Origin of the sequence: Vibrio sp. 2017_1457_13 (assembly GCF_030851525.1) — a bacterium.
Classification (GTDB): Bacteria; Pseudomonadota; Gammaproteobacteria; order Enterobacterales; family Vibrionaceae; genus Vibrio; species Vibrio metschnikovii.
Window position 1 is genome coordinate 197,979 of the sequence record NZ_VHTA01000007.1, and the last position, 14,998, is coordinate 212,976.

A 14,998-nucleotide genomic window follows, 5' to 3' on the forward strand; every position below is an offset into this window, starting at 1 on the left:
TCTCAATCGAGAAGGCTTTTTTGTTGTGGGTCTGGCCATGAAAAAGCGCTAAACAAGCGTTGCCAATCGTCATCAAACCCTGCGTTTAAGGTGACCATTTGCTCTGTATAAGGATGAATAAAGCTTAATTGGCTAGCGTGAAGCATCAAACGCTGCACTTGATACTGCTCACGGTACAAGCGATTATGTTTACCATCACCATGAGTGGTATCGCCAACAATCGGGTGACGCAAATGTGCCATATGACGCCGCAGTTGATGCTTACGGCCAGTCTTCGGTTTCAATTCCATCAAACTGTAGCGGGTGGTGGCAAACTTGCCGGTAGAAAAAGGCACTTCAACTTTGGCCAGCGGTCGATAAGCAGTCATTGCTGATTGCGGCTCTTTATCTTCTTGAGCAAACTTATCGGCGATTTTATCTAACTCAACCTTCAATGGATAATCCAAAACATCCGCTTGCTCAATCCAGCCTCGCACTACAGCATGGTAAGTTTTTTCCATTTGTTGACTAGCAAACATGGGCATCAGTGTTGAGGCGACTTCGCTGGATAATGCAAACACAAGTACGCCAGATGTCGGTCGATCTAAGCGGTGCAAAGGGAAGACATGTTGACCAATTTGATCACGTAAGGTTTGCATCACAAATTGAGTTTCATGCTTATCCAACCAAGAGCGATGAACGAGCATTCCCGCTGGCTTATTGACTGCAACCAGATACGGGTCTTGATAAATAATCTCTAACATTGTTGCGCCACTCTATCTATCTCTATTAATACCTCAATCAACGGCTGATAGCCGGATTGCCCTTTCCACGCTTCAACAAAATAAGGGGTTAACAAAAACCCTCTAGGCAAAGGTTGTTTCGTGTCGAGTAATTGCCACATTCGAGGTAAAAAAATCCATTGTAGCCATTCATGTGGGTGTAGCGTATCAATAGCAAACGGCTCTCGACTGAGGAGCTTATCTTCCGTTGGGCGATGTGCTTGCCATAAAGCCGCCGCTTTGAGTTCTGTGGTTAATTGTTGCAGCAAAACCGGTAAAGGTGTCGGATTGATCATCAATGTTTATTTGTTGGGCCTTGAATTTGCGACAAATGATACCATTTATTAAACAAAGAAAGTTAGGAACAAATAATCCCTTATGCAGCCGATTCATACCCTCACTGATTTACTCCAACAGAGTGAAGTACACTATCAGATTTTTGATCTGGGACGGCGAATCCAACCCGTCGATGCACAACAATTTCACCATGTTGAACAAGCAAGACAACCGTACCCTTACCCGTTGCAACGTCAGGCTCATCTAGCGATTGTTTATTGGCATCAACACAAACAACCGTGGATATGGTTTGTAAAATTTAACCTTGATGAACGCGGGTTACTGGCCCAAGCGGAAATAGGCCAGTTTCTTAGCTACGTTCTCGAAGCAATGGGCTCGCGCCTCACCGGTGAATTAACCGAAGCTCAACAACAAAAGCTTGCTAATAATCCTTATACCTTTAAGCCAAGCGAAGAAAAAATGGCGGTCATTCATAGTCAAATTCGCCGACAGCTCTCATTGCCAAGTAGCCAATATTATGAACATGCCCAGCATTACTTAACGGGTGATTTAGGATGGGATAACTGGCAAAGTGTTGGCCTGCAAGGTATTAGCGATATCTGTGCACGCCTTAACGACGCTAATAATAGCCAGTTAATCATCAATGCGTTACCCCATTTACCTTCGCCAGTGCTCTACGCTCTGCTCGGAGCCCTTGAACACAGCTCATTACCTAATGACCTAGCACAGGCTCTCGATGAGAAATTACGAGTTTGCATCACGCAACCTGAAGGTGATCTATTTTTATTGGCCGCGTTGATCCGAGCACTCTCTGGAGGGACGCCAGAGCAGCTAGCTCAATGGATTGATCAAGTGTTGGATGACTCTTCTTTTTGTCACCCAGAAGTGCTGATTGCTATTGCCGGTCGTTGCTGGTCTGCGCTAAAACAAAGCGGACGTGCTCAACGATTTTTACTGCGCCTAGCGCAAAGTGGCGATCAAACGCTATTTAATCAAATTTTTGCTGATTTAGTCATGTTACCAGAGCTGCGAGTCGTGCTATTACCGCTACTCCATAGCAGCCCTTCACCAGAACTCTCTCAAGCGCTGGTCAATTTACAGCGTGCCACCAAACCTTCATCGCCATAAAGGAAAGCGAATGATTGATAACCTTATTGGCATCATTCTACTGAGCTTAATCTGTTACCTATTTTGGCAGCAGCGTCGTCAATCAGAAATAGCCAAACAGTGTATAGCACGTAAATGCGCAGCATTAGATTTACAGTTACTCAGTGTCTCTTTTGGGCAGCATAAATGGAAAACGCCAGCTCATCGCTGGCGTTGGCATACGGTTTACTATTTTGAATTCTCTGCACTCGGCGATGATTGCTATCAAGGGCAACTGGTGATGGTCGGCTTTACCCCCTCGGGCTTTCATCTGCCGCCGCACCGAATGCTTTAAACTTAACGCCGTTACTGCTCAGAGAAAGTAACTGGCAAATGAGGATAACTCGGTTTGGCGTTGCCATTGATACTCATAAAACACGCCAAAAATGTCGTCTTCCGTTCTTATCGAAACAAAACCTAATTTATCCAAAATAGATTGAGCCGCCGCATGCTGAGCGTTGACCCTAGCCATCACCTTCTCAAGGTGTAATCGTTGACAAATTTTAGGGAAAAAAGCCTGCAATGCCTCATTAGCGATCCCTTGTCCCCAATAACTTTTATCGAACACAAAGCCCAACTCAGCACTCTGCTCGTCGACTTCAACGTACAAATGCCCCATGTATTCACGATTATAATTATCCAGCACAGCCATCGCATGTAAGTGAGGGTCATGTAAAATACGTTGAAATTGCTGTCTCGCCGCAGCCACGGTTTTCGGGCCATTCATTTGGGCACGATTTTTAGCACAACAATTAAGCATCAAAAAATCAGATTCAAACGTCTCGGTATAAGGCACTATTAACGTTCTACGTGTTACTATCGTCACGGGCCATCCTTGTTCTCAACAATATCAATTCTCTCAATACCTAAAACGAGTAAAGAAACAAATCGTCGTACTCCGTAGCCATCATAATGATAGCGCGGGTATCACGACAACCTTGCCACTTCACCGTCTCGCGATATAAACAGCGCTAAGCCACTGCGGAGTTTTCTTGAAGAAGTAGGCGAAAGTAAACCAATCCCAACGATGACGTATTGATCTTGATGTCATTTGCTCAACATCACATTATTATAATTATCATTATACTCAAACCGTTCGACATTACCGGCAGCAACATCATGTTTTCACTGCCCTATCCGAACTAAGAAAAGCCCCGACACACATGGTATCGGGGCTTAAGTCTTACTTATAGCAATCCAGCTACTTGTTCGTGCTCCCTGCATCGTCCCTAATAGTAGCGGTACAATCCAGTGACCTTATCCTATGCATCGCCACCTTGGCGGTGTCCCTATTCATCCATGACACTAACCGATCCTGGTTAGTTTCCTTCACTTGTTCCTTGAGCGGTGTCCTACCCTCATCCTGAAGGGGTCCCGACCTATTCCATAGGGTCCTGCTTTCCTTGCCCATCAACCTCATGTCAATGGTCATATCCTTAATGAGTCCTAATCCTTGCGGCGATGTTCCGATTCACCGTCTCATCCTTGAAGCAACACTCCTTGTGTCATTCCTATTCCTTGTCACTTCCGCTGCGACAGCTACTAATCTACTCACTTCTGGCCACGATTCAATCCCAAGTTCAAGTTTCATATCACTCAAATAGTTCAACATTAAATTTAATCACTTATAAAACAATCTATTAGAATTTTCATATCTTAAGACTTCAATAACGTAGCGCTTTTCTCGCACATCACAGGTAAGCGATCTCTTACACGCAACGCCCTCTTTTGCTACCAAAAGAACAAAGACTGAGAGAAGAGAAAACTCAACACGAAGCCATCATTTATGGGTAAGATAGGCACTATCCATGACACAAGGACAGAATATGCTCAGTAAAGATCTATCGCATGAATTACAGGCTATTTTCACGCAATTACAACAACAGGGAAAAGCGCCAACGGTGGCTCTGGTGAAATCTCGCCTTAGCACCTCGCTGCCAATCCCCGTCCTTATTGCAGCAATAACAAGTTGGAAACAAGCCCAACGAGTCCCAAAGGTTGAGGCCAATAGCGTTACTCCACTGACGGATCAACAACGTATTACCCAACTTGAACAGCAACTCGCGATGCTCAGTACTAGAGTCGAACAGTTAGCCGCCGAACTGACCAATCAGAAGGAATCAAGATGAAAATTTGGGTCGATGCCGACGCATGTCCGAAGGTGATCAGAGAAACCCTGATCAGAGCCGCTGAACGTACGGGAGTAGAATGTACGTTTGTTGCTAACCATCAAATCCCACTCCCTAAACGCAGTAATATCATTGCATTGCAAGTTCCTGCTGGGTTTGATATTGCCGACAATGAAATTGTTAAGCGAGTCGAAAAGGGAGATTTAGTTATCACCTCAGACATCCCATTAGCCGACGAAGTGATCACGAAAGGTGCATTAGCACTGAGTTCACGAGGAGAGCTGTTTACCACTGAAACCATTAAAGCTCGGCTGAACATACGAGATTTTCTCGATACCATGCGCTCAAGCGGTATTCAAACGGGTGGTCCCAATGCGTTATCTCAAACCGAGCGACGTGAATTCGCCAACCATCTCGATCGCTGGTTGACTCGCCGACGCTAAACGTTGTCAGATAATCTTGGTCATATCGAGATGCCCCTGTTTACGATCAAAAAACGCCGCTGCCATTTTCATCATCGCAGCGGCGTTAAGCCTGTTTTTACTCTTTCGTTAAAGTGAAAAGATTAAGGAATATAATAGGTTGCAGCGCCCGGCCCGACAGGCATACCCAGCACAAACACCCATACAAAGAACAGTAAACTCCAACCTAATGTAAAGACAATCGTATAAGGGATCATGACCGCAATCAGCGTACCAATGCCTAGATTTTTAATGTATCGACTCGCAATCGCTAATATCAAACCAAAATAACTCATCATGGGGGTAATGATATTGGTCACAGAGTCACCAATACGGTACGCCGCTTGAATGGTCTCCGGTGCATAGCCAACAAGCATCAACATAGGCACAAAAATAGGTGCCGTGACCGCCCATTGTGCTGAAGCCGAGCCGATCATCAGGTTAATAAAGCCACACATCAGAATAAAAGCAAAAAACAGCATTGGACCAGTCAAACCAATGGTTTGCAAGAAGGAAGCACCACCGACAGCAAACACTTGACCAAAGTTAGTCCAGCTAAAAAATGCTACAAACTGAGCGGCAAAAAATACCAACACAATATACATGCCCATTGAGGACATGGATTTTGCCATCGCATCAATCACATCGCGGTCATTTTTCATCGTACCAACGACTTTACCGTAGACAAAGCCAGGAACAGCAAAGAACACAAAGATGAAAGCAACGATACTGCGTAAGAACGGGGAACCCGCAACCAGCCCGGTTTCAGGGTGACGCAATACGCCATTTTCCGGCACAATCGTCCAAGCTAATAGTCCGCAGACAACGACGGTGGCAAATCCAGCGTATTTTAAGCCTTTCTTTTCCACATCGGTCAAAAAGCCCATTTTATCTTGTGATAAATCATCACCCGCTTCAGCCACATTGTACTTACCCAATTTAGGCTCAACAATTTTTTCCGTAACCCAAGCACCAGCAATTGCAATAAAGAAGGTGGAAACCGCCATAAAGTACCAGTTTACTTCTGGGCCTACGATGTATTCTGGGTCCAAAATTCGCGCCGCCGTTTCCGTAATCCCAGAAAGCAGCGGATCGACCGTACCAATGAGTAGGTTGGCAGAATAACCACCAGAAACACCCGCAAACGCAGCCGCTAAGCCAGCTAAAGGATGACGCCCCAATGAATGGAACAGCATGGCGGCAAGTGGAATAAGCACCACATAACCCAGTTCACCCGCCGTGTTAGACATGATACCGGCAAAAATAACCGTAAACGTAACCATGCGTTTTGAAGCGCCCATCACCATGCCACGGATCGCAGCAGACAGCAGGCCAGAATGCTCAGCAATCGAGACACCCAGCATGGCAACTAACACCGTGCCCAAAGGAGCAAAACCGGTAAAGTTAGTAACAAGATTGGTCACAATGCGCTGTAAACCATCGCCATTCAGTAAGCTGACCACATGGATCATACCATCGGCAGCACGACCTCTTGCACCTTCAGGTCGGGGATCGACAACCGATACTTCAAAATAACCAGCAATACCTGAGGCGACTAAAATTGCCACGCAAAAAATGGCAAACAGTGTGATGGGATGAGGTAATAAATTCCCTAAATATTCCACAGCATCTAAAAACCGTGTAAAGCGCGGTTTTTTCGGTGCTGGTTGATTAATCGAAGCAGATGAACTCATCTGTTCCCTCCTTGTTATTATTCCTACTCATATGTGACAAAAATGTCAAAATCGAGCGCAGATTACTTGAGGAAACGAATAAGTAAAAATTGAACATGTTACAAAGTGTAAATTTCAGTCTTATTTTTAACCAATTTTAAACAAAAAATCAGATGATTAATCGGTAAATCAATCATCTGATGAGTCATTACTGTTTAACGTGTTTTGTGATCGAACCTAAACCGCCTTCCTTTCGCTGTTCATGATCCTGTCCAATTTTTAACGCTGCACGGCTTTAAAGCGCGGATTGGTTTTACAAATCACGTACAAACGGCCCCGTCTTTTGACAATTTGGCAATCTGGATGGCGTAATTTTGCGCTTTTTAACGAACTTAAGACTTTCATGGTTTATTCCTTGGTAAATTGAGCAAAGCGACGATTAAAGTTAGCCACACGTCCCTCTTTTTGAATCACACGCTGCTTACCCGTGTAGTAAGGGTGCGATTCTGCTGAAACTTCGACCGTAAAATAAGGGTAAGTTTTGCCATCTTGCCACTCGATCGTGCGATCGGTTTTTAATGTCGAACCAATCATAAAATATTTATCAACACTGGTATCATGAAACACCACTGGTCGATATTCAGGATGAATTCCTACTTTCATAGCCCCTCCGAAAATTGATACATTATAACATATCAATTAATAATCATTATCAACTGAAAATGCAAGTAAAAAATGTGCTATGTTGGCATGTCTCATTCTTATTATTCAGCGTTCGGTTATGTATACAATTGATCCTATTGGTATTATTGAAAGTCCCTATCAAGAAAAATTTGCGGTTCCTCGTCAACCTCGCTTAGTGCCCGCCGCAACCGCACGTTTAAAACTCCTCGGGACGGCGAATACCCCTGAAGCCGTGCGTGGCATTGAACAATTTTCTCATCTCTGGTTACTGTTCTTATTTGATCAAAATTTGGCCGCAGGCTGGAAGCCAACGGTAAGACCACCTCGCCTTGGTGGCAATGAACGGGTTGGAGTCTTTGCTTCCCGCTCAACCTTTCGCCCGAATGGCATCGGTATGTCTGCCGTTGAACTAAAAGGGATAACCAAACAAGGTGAGCAATTGTTTCTTGAATTAGGCAGTGTCGATTTGGTCAATCACACACCAGTGATTGATATTAAGCCTTATATTCCATACTCGGATGCAATTCCTCAAGCGACCGGAGGCTATGCCGACCATGAACCAGAGCGGTTGCCTGTGGTTTTCTCCCCTCAAGCACAAACACAACTCAATAGACTTACGGGGCATCACCATGAACAACAAGTGATTGAGCAGGTTTTAGCGCAAGATCCACGTCCCGCCTACAAGAAAAACCAACTGGACAATAAGGAATATGCGGTCAATTTGTTCAATTTGAATGTGAAATTTACCGTTCTCGATAAGTTAGTGACAGTAACGAGCATTGAACGCTTTTGACAAAGCCGATTGGCTGATATTATACAAGGCTTAATTTTACGCCCTCATAACGATGAGGGGCTTTTCAATCATGATGAAACGGATACCATAGAATGCGTACCAGTCAATATCTTCTTTCTACTCTGAAGGAGACTCCAAACGACGCTGAAGTCGTGAGCCACCAGCTCATGTTACGTGCAGGTATGATCCGTAAGCTGGCTTCAGGTCTTTATACTTGGCTACCTACTGGTCTGCGTGTACTGCGTAAAGTCGAAAACATCGTTCGTCAAGAGATCGATAACGCCGGTGCGATTGAAACCTTGATGCCCGTTGTCCAGCCGTTTGAACTGTGGGAAGAGACCGGCCGCTCAGAAAAAATGGGCCCGGAACTACTTCGCTTTACTGACCGCCATACTCGTCCGTTTGTTCTTAGCCCAACGGCTGAAGAAGTAATAACCAGCCTCGTTCGTAACGAGGTCAGCTCTTACAAGCAACTGCCGTTGAACCTGTACCAAATTCAAACCAAATTCCGTGATGAACGCCGCCCTCGTTTTGGTGTGATGCGTGCCCGTGAATTTTGTATGATGGATGCTTACAGCTTTGATATCGACAAAGACGGTCTAGAAAAATCGTACCAAGCGATGCACGACGCTTACTGTAAAGCCTTCGATCGTATGGGGCTGGATTACCGTCCCGTATTAGCCGATACCGGTGCGATTGGTGGTAACGGTTCGCATGAATTCCACGTGCTGGCTGAAAGTGGTGAGGACATTATTGCTTTCTCTACTGAGTCAGATTACGCAGCCAACATTGAAAAAGCGGAAGCGGTAGCGCCAGCAATCGAGCGCCCAGCTCCAACCCAAGAAATGACGCTGGTTGATACGCCAAACGCAAAAACCATCGCTGAATTGGTTGAGCAGCACGGTCTACCGATCGAGAAAACCGTTAAAACACTGTTTGTCAAAGCCTCTGATGAGATCGATGCCCCTATCGTGGCACTGATCATCCGTGGTGATCATGAACTCAATGAAATCAAAGCAGAGAAACTCGCTGAAGTTGCCGCTCCATTAGAAATGGCCAGCGAAGAAGAAATTCGCGCGCTGATTGGTGCAGGTCCTGGTTCTCTTGGACCAGTCGGCCTTCAGCTACCATTTATCGTTGATCGCACTGTAGCGGTGATGAGTGACTTTGGCGCGGGTGCCAATATTGACGGCAAACACTACTTCGGTATTAACTGGGGCCGTGATGTTGAGCTAGCGAAAGTGGAAGATCTGCGTAACGTCGTTGAAGGCGACCCAAGCCCATGCGGTAAAGGAACCTTGATGCTGAAACGCGGTATCGAAGTGGGTCATATCTTCCAGTTAGGGACTAACTACTCGGAAAAGATGAACTGTGGCGTACTCGATTCCAATGGTAAACACACTATTTTAGAAATGGGTTGTTATGGGATTGGGGTTTCTCGTGTTGTGGCTTCAGCCATCGAGCAAAACCATGATAAGTACGGCATTATCTGGCCAGATGCACTCGCCCCTTTCCAAGTCGCGATTGTACCAATGAACATGCACAAATCTGAGCGAGTTCAACAAGCAGCGGAAACACTCTACGCGGAATTAACCGCAGCCGGTATTGAAGTCTTGTTTGACGATCGTAAAGAGCGCCCAGGCGTGATGTTCTCGGATATGGAACTGATCGGTATTCCGCATACGATCATCATCGGTGATCGCAGCATGGATGAAGGCAACTTTGAGTATAAACATCGTCGCAGTGGTGAAAAATCTGCCGTCCCTATGGCCAATATGGTGAGCTTTATTCACGAGCAATTGGGCGATAGATAAGCGATGTGAGTGGATGATCATCCATCACTCATTCTCAATGAAGGCTGCTGAATGGCAGCCTTTTTTATCGATGCTGCTTAAAAGCTCCACCTTAAAAACGGCAAAAATCAGTTCTATCCCATGCGGGTTCCAAGACTATCTATTCACCATCAATGTATAGAGCCCTTATCGCTTCAAGTCGGAAACGAGAGAATGATTTTGTTTTCTGAACATACCCTGTGTATCATTGCGAACCGTTATCATCTATCAATAGGAAACCCAGATGCGAGTTTACGATTGTTGTGATTTAGTCCGCGAGCTGTACGCACAAATTGGCAGTGGCGATCAAGGCTATATCCCTAAAGCTATCTCCTGCGCAGTAAAAACCTTAAATGATATTGCTGCCGATCCGACTCTGCCTAAAGACACTCAAGAAAAAGCCGCTTTCGCTGCTGCCAATTTGCTCATTTCTGATTTTGAGGACTAAGCATGATGCTCGACAATTTTGCGAATATGGATCCCATCATGCTGATGAGTATCGTTAATATGAAGCTGCGCGATGAGTTTGCTGGTGACCTTGATAAGTTGAGTGATCATTTTGCTATCGATCGTCAGGCATTAGAAGCACGCTTGGCCAATGCGGGGTTTGAGTTTTTACCTGAGGTTGGTCAGTTTCGCTAATACGCATAGCTCGACTTGATAGACAAGATGGTATGGGCCATAAATGTAAAAAACCCACAAATTGAAGTGGGTTTTTTATCATCCAACAAGTCGACGAAACGAAACGCGTTAGTCTTGTTTCTCTTGTTTCTCTTGTTTTTCTTTTCTTGCAACGGCTTTGCGCTCATTACGCTTAGCTTGGCTTTCAATAAAACCAATCAACTCTTTTTCAGCCCAAGCTTGTGCCTGTGCTTCGCTCTCAAAACCCATTTCGCGCTTTGAAACGACGGTGCGACGGGAGGTAACTTGACGAACAATTTCTGCCGCCCAACCATTATTCTTTTCGGTCACTTTAATCGTGAATTTTTTACTGTCTGACATTTTCATTTTCCTAAGGGAAGAAGAAGGGATTACTCATCAACGTTAATCGCGCTTAGAGCCGACTGGCTTAGCCGCTGAATATGTTGAACACCATCCCTTGGTAAGCGCGGCATTAGAGCACAAATTTCACTATTTTTCCGCTTTTTTTGCAAAATTTTACGCTCAACCGATAGCATCAAGCCGCAGACGAACCGCGGCTTGATGGGGTATTAGAGCGCGAGCATCGCTCCATTAAAAAGTAAACTTAACCGAGGTTTTTACGCGCATTTTGGAACATACGCATCCAAGGACCATTTTCTCCCCAATGATCAGGATGCCATGAGTTGGCAACCGTACGGAATACTCGCTCAGGATGCGGCATCATGATCGTCACTCGGCCATCTTGGGTCGTTAAGCCAGTAATCGCATTTGGCGAGCCATTCGGGTTGTTCGGGTATTGTTGAGTCGCTTGACCATGGTTATCCACAAAACGCAGCGCCACCGTACCAGATTGCTCTATCGCGTCTAAATGACGGCTATCACGCACTTCTACTCGGCCTTCACCATGAGAAACGGCAATCGGCATCCGTGAACCAGCCATCTGATTAAAAAACAGTGACGGCGACGGTTGAATTTCCACCAAACTAAAGCGCGCTTCAAAACGCTCAGATTCATTGCGCACAAACCGTGGCCATAACTCAGCGCCCGGAATCAAGCTTTTCAAATTAGACAGCATTTGACAACCGTTACATACCCCTAATGAAAAGGTATCTTGGCGTTGGAAAAAGCGCTCAAATTGCTCACGAGCTTGGGGGTTAAATAAGACTGATTTCGCCCATCCCTCACCAGCACCGAGCACATCTCCGTAAGAGAAACCGCCACAAGCGACCAAACCATGGTACTCATCAAGAGCGACTTGCCCCGTTAAAATATCACTCATGTGAATATCGACGGCATTAAAGCCAGCGCGATCGAAGGCAGCAGCCATTTCCACGTGTGAGTTGACCCCTTGCTCACGCAAGATAGCCATATTGGGTTTGCTTCCCTTAGCAATATACGGCGCGGCAATATCTTGCTGGACATCAAACGTTAACTGAGCATTCAAGCCCGGATCAAGGTTATCTTGCTTAGCCGCAAACTCTTGATCAGCGCAGCGTGGGTTATCACGCAATGCCTGCATTTTATGGGTCATTTCTGCCCAAATAGTCCGTAGCTGGGTGCGGTTACGTTCAACCACAACTTGCTGATTTGAAGTAATACGTAACGTATCCGAGTTCGTTACCGTACCAATCACATGGCAACAGGCTTGTAATCCATGATTCGCTAAGGTAGCCAGTACTGAAGTCAGCGCCTCGTTGCGCACCTGCAATACAGCGCCAAGCTCTTCATTGAACAGAATCGCTAAGTGGTCATCGCCCAATGGCGCAATATTAGCGTCAATCCCACAATGCCCAGCAAAGGCCATTTCTGCTAACGTAACCAGTAAACCACCATCGCCCTTATCGTGATAAGCGAGCACTTGTTGCTGGGCGACCAGCGTTTGAACCGCGCTATAAAAACCTTTTAACTGCGCAGCGTTATCAACATCTGCTGGCTTATCGCCTAATTGTTTATAAACTTGAGCCAGCGCTGTTGCACCAAGGCGATTTTTACCATTACCCAAATCAATCAGAACTAAGCTTGTTTCACCTTTATCGGTTCTCAACTGAGGAGTGATGGTTTTGCGCACATCTTCCACCCGAGCAAAAGCAGTAATCACCAGTGATAATGGTGACGTCACTGATTGAGATTGCCCTTGATCATCTTGCCATTGGGTTTTCATTGACATGGAGTCTTTACCGACGGGAATGGTTAACCCTAATGCCGGACAAAGCTCTTCACCAACTGCTTTGACTGCGGCATAAAGCCCAGCATCTTCCCCAGGGTGTCCTGCTGGTGACATCCAGTTGGCAGACAGCTTGATATGTTTAATATCACCAATATGCGTGGCGGCAATGTTGGTGATCGCTTCACCAACCGCCAAGCGTGCTGAAGCAGCAAAATCGAGCAACGCAACTGGCGTACGCTCGCCCATGGACATCGCTTCGCCATGATAAGTATCGTAACTGGCCGCGGTTACTGCACAGTTCGCTACTGGCACCTGCCAAGGCCCCACCATCTGATCACGTGCCACTAATCCAGTTACCGAGCGGTCACCAATGGTAATTAAGAAGGTTTTTTCGGCCACGGCTGGCAAGCGTAGGACGCGATCAATAGCGTCATTCATCTCAATATTAGAGCGGTCTAACGCCGGACTTTGTACTTGTTGCGTAGTGGCTTGACGATGCATTTTCGGTGGCTTACCCAGCAAAATATCCATCGGCATATCAATCGGCGTATTATCGAAATGGCTATCTTCAAGGGTTAAATGGCGCTCTTGAGTCGCTTCGCCAACCACCGCATAAGGGGCGCGTTCACGTTTACAAATCGCTTCAAACACTGGCATGTTTTCTGGAGCAACCGCTAGCACATAACGTTCTTGAGATTCATTACACCAGATTTCTAGTGGACTCATGCCCGGTTCATCGTTGGGCACATCACGGAGTTGGAATTTACCGCCGCGATCACCATCATTGACTAACTCAGGAAGGGCATTAGAAATACCCCCCGCCCCAACATCATGAATAAAGGCAATCGGGTTAGCGTCACCCATTTGCCAACAGCGGTCGATAACCTCTTGGCAGCGACGTTCCATTTCCGGATTTTCACGTTGTACAGAAGCAAAATCCAAATCTTCTGCTGATTGACCCGATGCCATCGACGATGCCGCACCACCACCAAGTCCAATATTCATCGCTGGGCCACCCAGCACAATTAACTGCGCACCAACAGGGATCACTTTTTTCTGCACATGATCTGCGCGAATATTGCCCATCCCACCAGCGATCATAATCGGTTTATGATAGCCGCGAACCTCTTCTCCCGCATGAGAGATCACTTGCTCTTCATAGGTTCGGAAATAGCCCAATAAGTTAGGACGACCAAACTCATTATTAAACGCCGCGCCGCCTAGTGGACCTTCGAGCATAATGTCTAACGCGGTGACAATCCGACTTGGCTTACCAAAATCACTTTCCCACGGTTGAACAAACCCAGGAATACGTAGGTTAGACACGCTGAAACCGACTAATCCAGCCTTCGGTTTACCACCGATACCGGTTGCGCCTTCATCACGGATCTCACCGCCCGAACCCGTTGCCGCACCGGGCCATGGTGAAATAGCCGTTGGGTGATTATGCGTTTCTACCTTCATTAAGATATGGGCATCTTCATGATGATAAGTGTATTGACGAGAATCGGGATCCGGGAAGAAACGGCCGACTTTAGAACCGGTCATAACGGCAGCGTTATCTTTATAAGCAGAAAGGACGTGATCAGGGGTAACTTCAAAGGTATTTTTGATCATCTTAAACAGCGATTTTTTCTGCTCTACGCCATCAATCGTCCAATCGGCATTAAAGATTTTATGGCGACAATGCTCAGAGTTAGCTTGCGCAAACATCATTAACTCAATGTCATTAGGGTTACGACCTAAACGAGTAAAACTCTCGACTAAGTAGTCAATTTCATCGTCTGCTAATGCCAAACCAAGGGAAACGTTTGCTTGTTCAAGCGCAGCGCGGCCGCCGGTGAGGATATCAACCGGTAACAATGGTGCTGGTTCAGCGACAGTAAACAAGGCACTCGCCGACTCTAAATCACTGAATACCACTTCCATCATCCGATCATGAAGTAATTGACTTAGTTCAGTTTTTTGAGCCTCAGTCAGTGGGCTCTGACTATCAATATAATAAGCCGTGCCACGCTCTAAGCGCTTAATTTTGCCTAAGCCGCAATTATGAGCAATGTCACTGGCTTTAGAAGACCAAGGAGAGATGGTGCCGGGACGCGGCGTGACTAGCAACAGTAAACCTTGCGGTTGGTGCTCTTGAATCGTTGGGCCGTAAGTGAGTAATTGTTGCAATTTACTCTGTTCAGCGCTGTCGAGCTCAGCATTAAGATCAGCAAAATGCATAAACTCAGCATAGATACCAGTAACTGGTAGGTCTTGTTGACGACACGTTTCGAGCAGTTTTTGAATGCGAAATTCAGAAAGCGCTGGGGAGCCACGCAAAATTCTCATGAGCTTAGGTCTCTATATACAAGTGATTAAGATGAAATTGGAATAAGTTCATTAAATTACAAATGGTTATGTATGAATT

The 14,998-nt window shown here is 45.9% G+C and carries 16 protein-coding genes; 8 read left to right on the top strand and 8 right to left on the bottom strand.

The window, feature by feature from the left end; translation table 11 throughout:
• Positions 1 to 2: 2 nt before the first annotated feature.
• Positions 3 to 743, bottom strand: a complete 741-nt coding sequence (truC, locus tag FKN88_RS11910; protein WP_154168802.1) for a tRNA pseudouridine(65) synthase TruC — start codon at positions 741 to 743, stop codon at positions 3 to 5.
• Entirely contained in the window at positions 737 to 1,057 is a 321-nt protein-coding gene (locus FKN88_RS11915) for a YqcC family protein (RefSeq protein ID WP_161426469.1), read from the bottom strand. The genes truC and FKN88_RS11915 overlap by 7 nt, the downstream gene beginning before the upstream one ends.
• Before the next feature lie 82 nt (positions 1,058 to 1,139).
• Between FKN88_RS11915 and FKN88_RS11920 the strand changes: the two genes are divergently transcribed.
• Positions 1,140 to 2,186 (top strand): DUF3549 family protein, encoded by a 1,047-nt coding sequence (locus tag FKN88_RS11920; protein WP_306687650.1) that lies wholly within the window; start codon positions 1,140 to 1,142, stop codon positions 2,184 to 2,186.
• Between the two features lie 10 nt (positions 2,187 to 2,196).
• A complete protein-coding gene (locus FKN88_RS11925; protein ID WP_154168808.1) occupies positions 2,197 to 2,499 on the top strand; it encodes a DUF3301 domain-containing protein in 303 nt (100 codons plus the stop codon).
• A gap of 18 nt (positions 2,500 to 2,517) precedes the next feature.
• Here the strand turns inward: FKN88_RS11925 and FKN88_RS11930 are convergent, their stop codons facing one another.
• Positions 2,518 to 3,030 (bottom strand): GNAT family N-acetyltransferase, encoded by a 513-nt coding sequence (locus FKN88_RS11930; RefSeq protein WP_158138046.1) that lies wholly within the window; start codon positions 3,028 to 3,030, stop codon positions 2,518 to 2,520.
• A gap of 1,000 nt (positions 3,031 to 4,030) precedes the next feature.
• On the opposite strand from FKN88_RS11930, the gene FKN88_RS11935 reads away from it, so the two are divergent.
• Both FKN88_RS11935 and FKN88_RS11940 read left to right on the top strand, forming a co-directional pair.
• Positions 4,031 to 4,333: a hypothetical protein gene (locus tag FKN88_RS11935; protein ID WP_158139018.1), complete on the top strand. Its 303-nt coding sequence runs from the start codon at positions 4,031 to 4,033 to the stop codon at positions 4,331 to 4,333.
• The gene (locus FKN88_RS11940; RefSeq protein WP_154168812.1) at positions 4,330 to 4,776 is read left to right on the top strand and encodes a YaiI/YqxD family protein; all 447 of its coding nucleotides are present in this window, start codon (positions 4,330 to 4,332) and stop codon (positions 4,774 to 4,776) included. Before FKN88_RS11935 ends, FKN88_RS11940 begins: the two co-directional genes overlap by 4 nt.
• A 122-nt stretch (positions 4,777 to 4,898) precedes the next feature.
• Here FKN88_RS11940 and FKN88_RS11945 read toward each other — a convergent pair whose 3' ends face one another.
• From FKN88_RS11945 to FKN88_RS11955, 3 genes are all read right to left on the bottom strand, one after another.
• Entirely contained in the window at positions 4,899 to 6,488 is a 1,590-nt protein-coding gene (locus FKN88_RS11945) for an AbgT family transporter (protein WP_158138044.1), read from the bottom strand.
• A gap of 258 nt (positions 6,489 to 6,746) precedes the next feature.
• The gene (gene ykgO, locus FKN88_RS11950; RefSeq protein WP_040904587.1) at positions 6,747 to 6,872 is read right to left on the bottom strand and encodes a type B 50S ribosomal protein L36; all 126 of its coding nucleotides are present in this window, start codon (positions 6,870 to 6,872) and stop codon (positions 6,747 to 6,749) included.
• Positions 6,873 to 6,875: 3 nt separating this feature from the next.
• Complete coding sequence (locus tag FKN88_RS11955) at positions 6,876 to 7,130, bottom strand: type B 50S ribosomal protein L31 (RefSeq protein ID WP_154168816.1); 255 nt, start codon at positions 7,128 to 7,130, stop codon at positions 6,876 to 6,878.
• A gap of 118 nt (positions 7,131 to 7,248) precedes the next feature.
• Here FKN88_RS11955 and tsaA point away from each other — a divergent pair, with 118 nt between their 5' ends.
• From tsaA to FKN88_RS11975, 4 genes are all read left to right on the top strand, one after another.
• On the top strand, positions 7,249 to 7,944 hold the full coding sequence (tsaA, locus tag FKN88_RS11960; protein WP_161438454.1) for a tRNA (N6-threonylcarbamoyladenosine(37)-N6)-methyltransferase TrmO: 696 nt from the start codon (positions 7,249 to 7,251) through the stop codon (positions 7,942 to 7,944).
• Positions 7,945 to 8,036: 92 nt separating this feature from the next.
• A complete protein-coding gene (locus tag FKN88_RS11965; RefSeq protein WP_158138042.1) occupies positions 8,037 to 9,758 on the top strand; it encodes a proline--tRNA ligase in 1,722 nt (573 codons plus the stop codon).
• A 262-nt stretch (positions 9,759 to 10,020) separates the two neighbouring features.
• Complete coding sequence (locus FKN88_RS11970; protein WP_004395765.1) at positions 10,021 to 10,224, top strand: YaeP family protein; 204 nt, start codon at positions 10,021 to 10,023, stop codon at positions 10,222 to 10,224.
• 2 nt (positions 10,225 to 10,226) lie between these two features.
• Positions 10,227 to 10,418: a DUF4250 domain-containing protein gene (locus FKN88_RS11975; RefSeq protein ID WP_040904594.1), complete on the top strand. Its 192-nt coding sequence runs from the start codon at positions 10,227 to 10,229 to the stop codon at positions 10,416 to 10,418.
• Positions 10,419 to 10,526: 108 nt separating this feature from the next.
• On the opposite strand, the gene FKN88_RS11980 is transcribed toward FKN88_RS11975, so the two are convergent.
• Together FKN88_RS11980 and purL are read right to left on the bottom strand one after the other, a co-directional pair.
• Positions 10,527 to 10,778 (bottom strand): DUF3622 domain-containing protein, encoded by a 252-nt coding sequence (locus FKN88_RS11980; protein ID WP_158144151.1) that lies wholly within the window; start codon positions 10,776 to 10,778, stop codon positions 10,527 to 10,529.
• A 244-nt stretch (positions 10,779 to 11,022) separates the two neighbouring features.
• Positions 11,023 to 14,919 (bottom strand): phosphoribosylformylglycinamidine synthase, encoded by a 3,897-nt coding sequence (purL, locus tag FKN88_RS11985; protein ID WP_306687651.1) that lies wholly within the window; start codon positions 14,917 to 14,919, stop codon positions 11,023 to 11,025.
• Between the last annotated feature and the right edge of the window lie 79 nt (positions 14,920 to 14,998).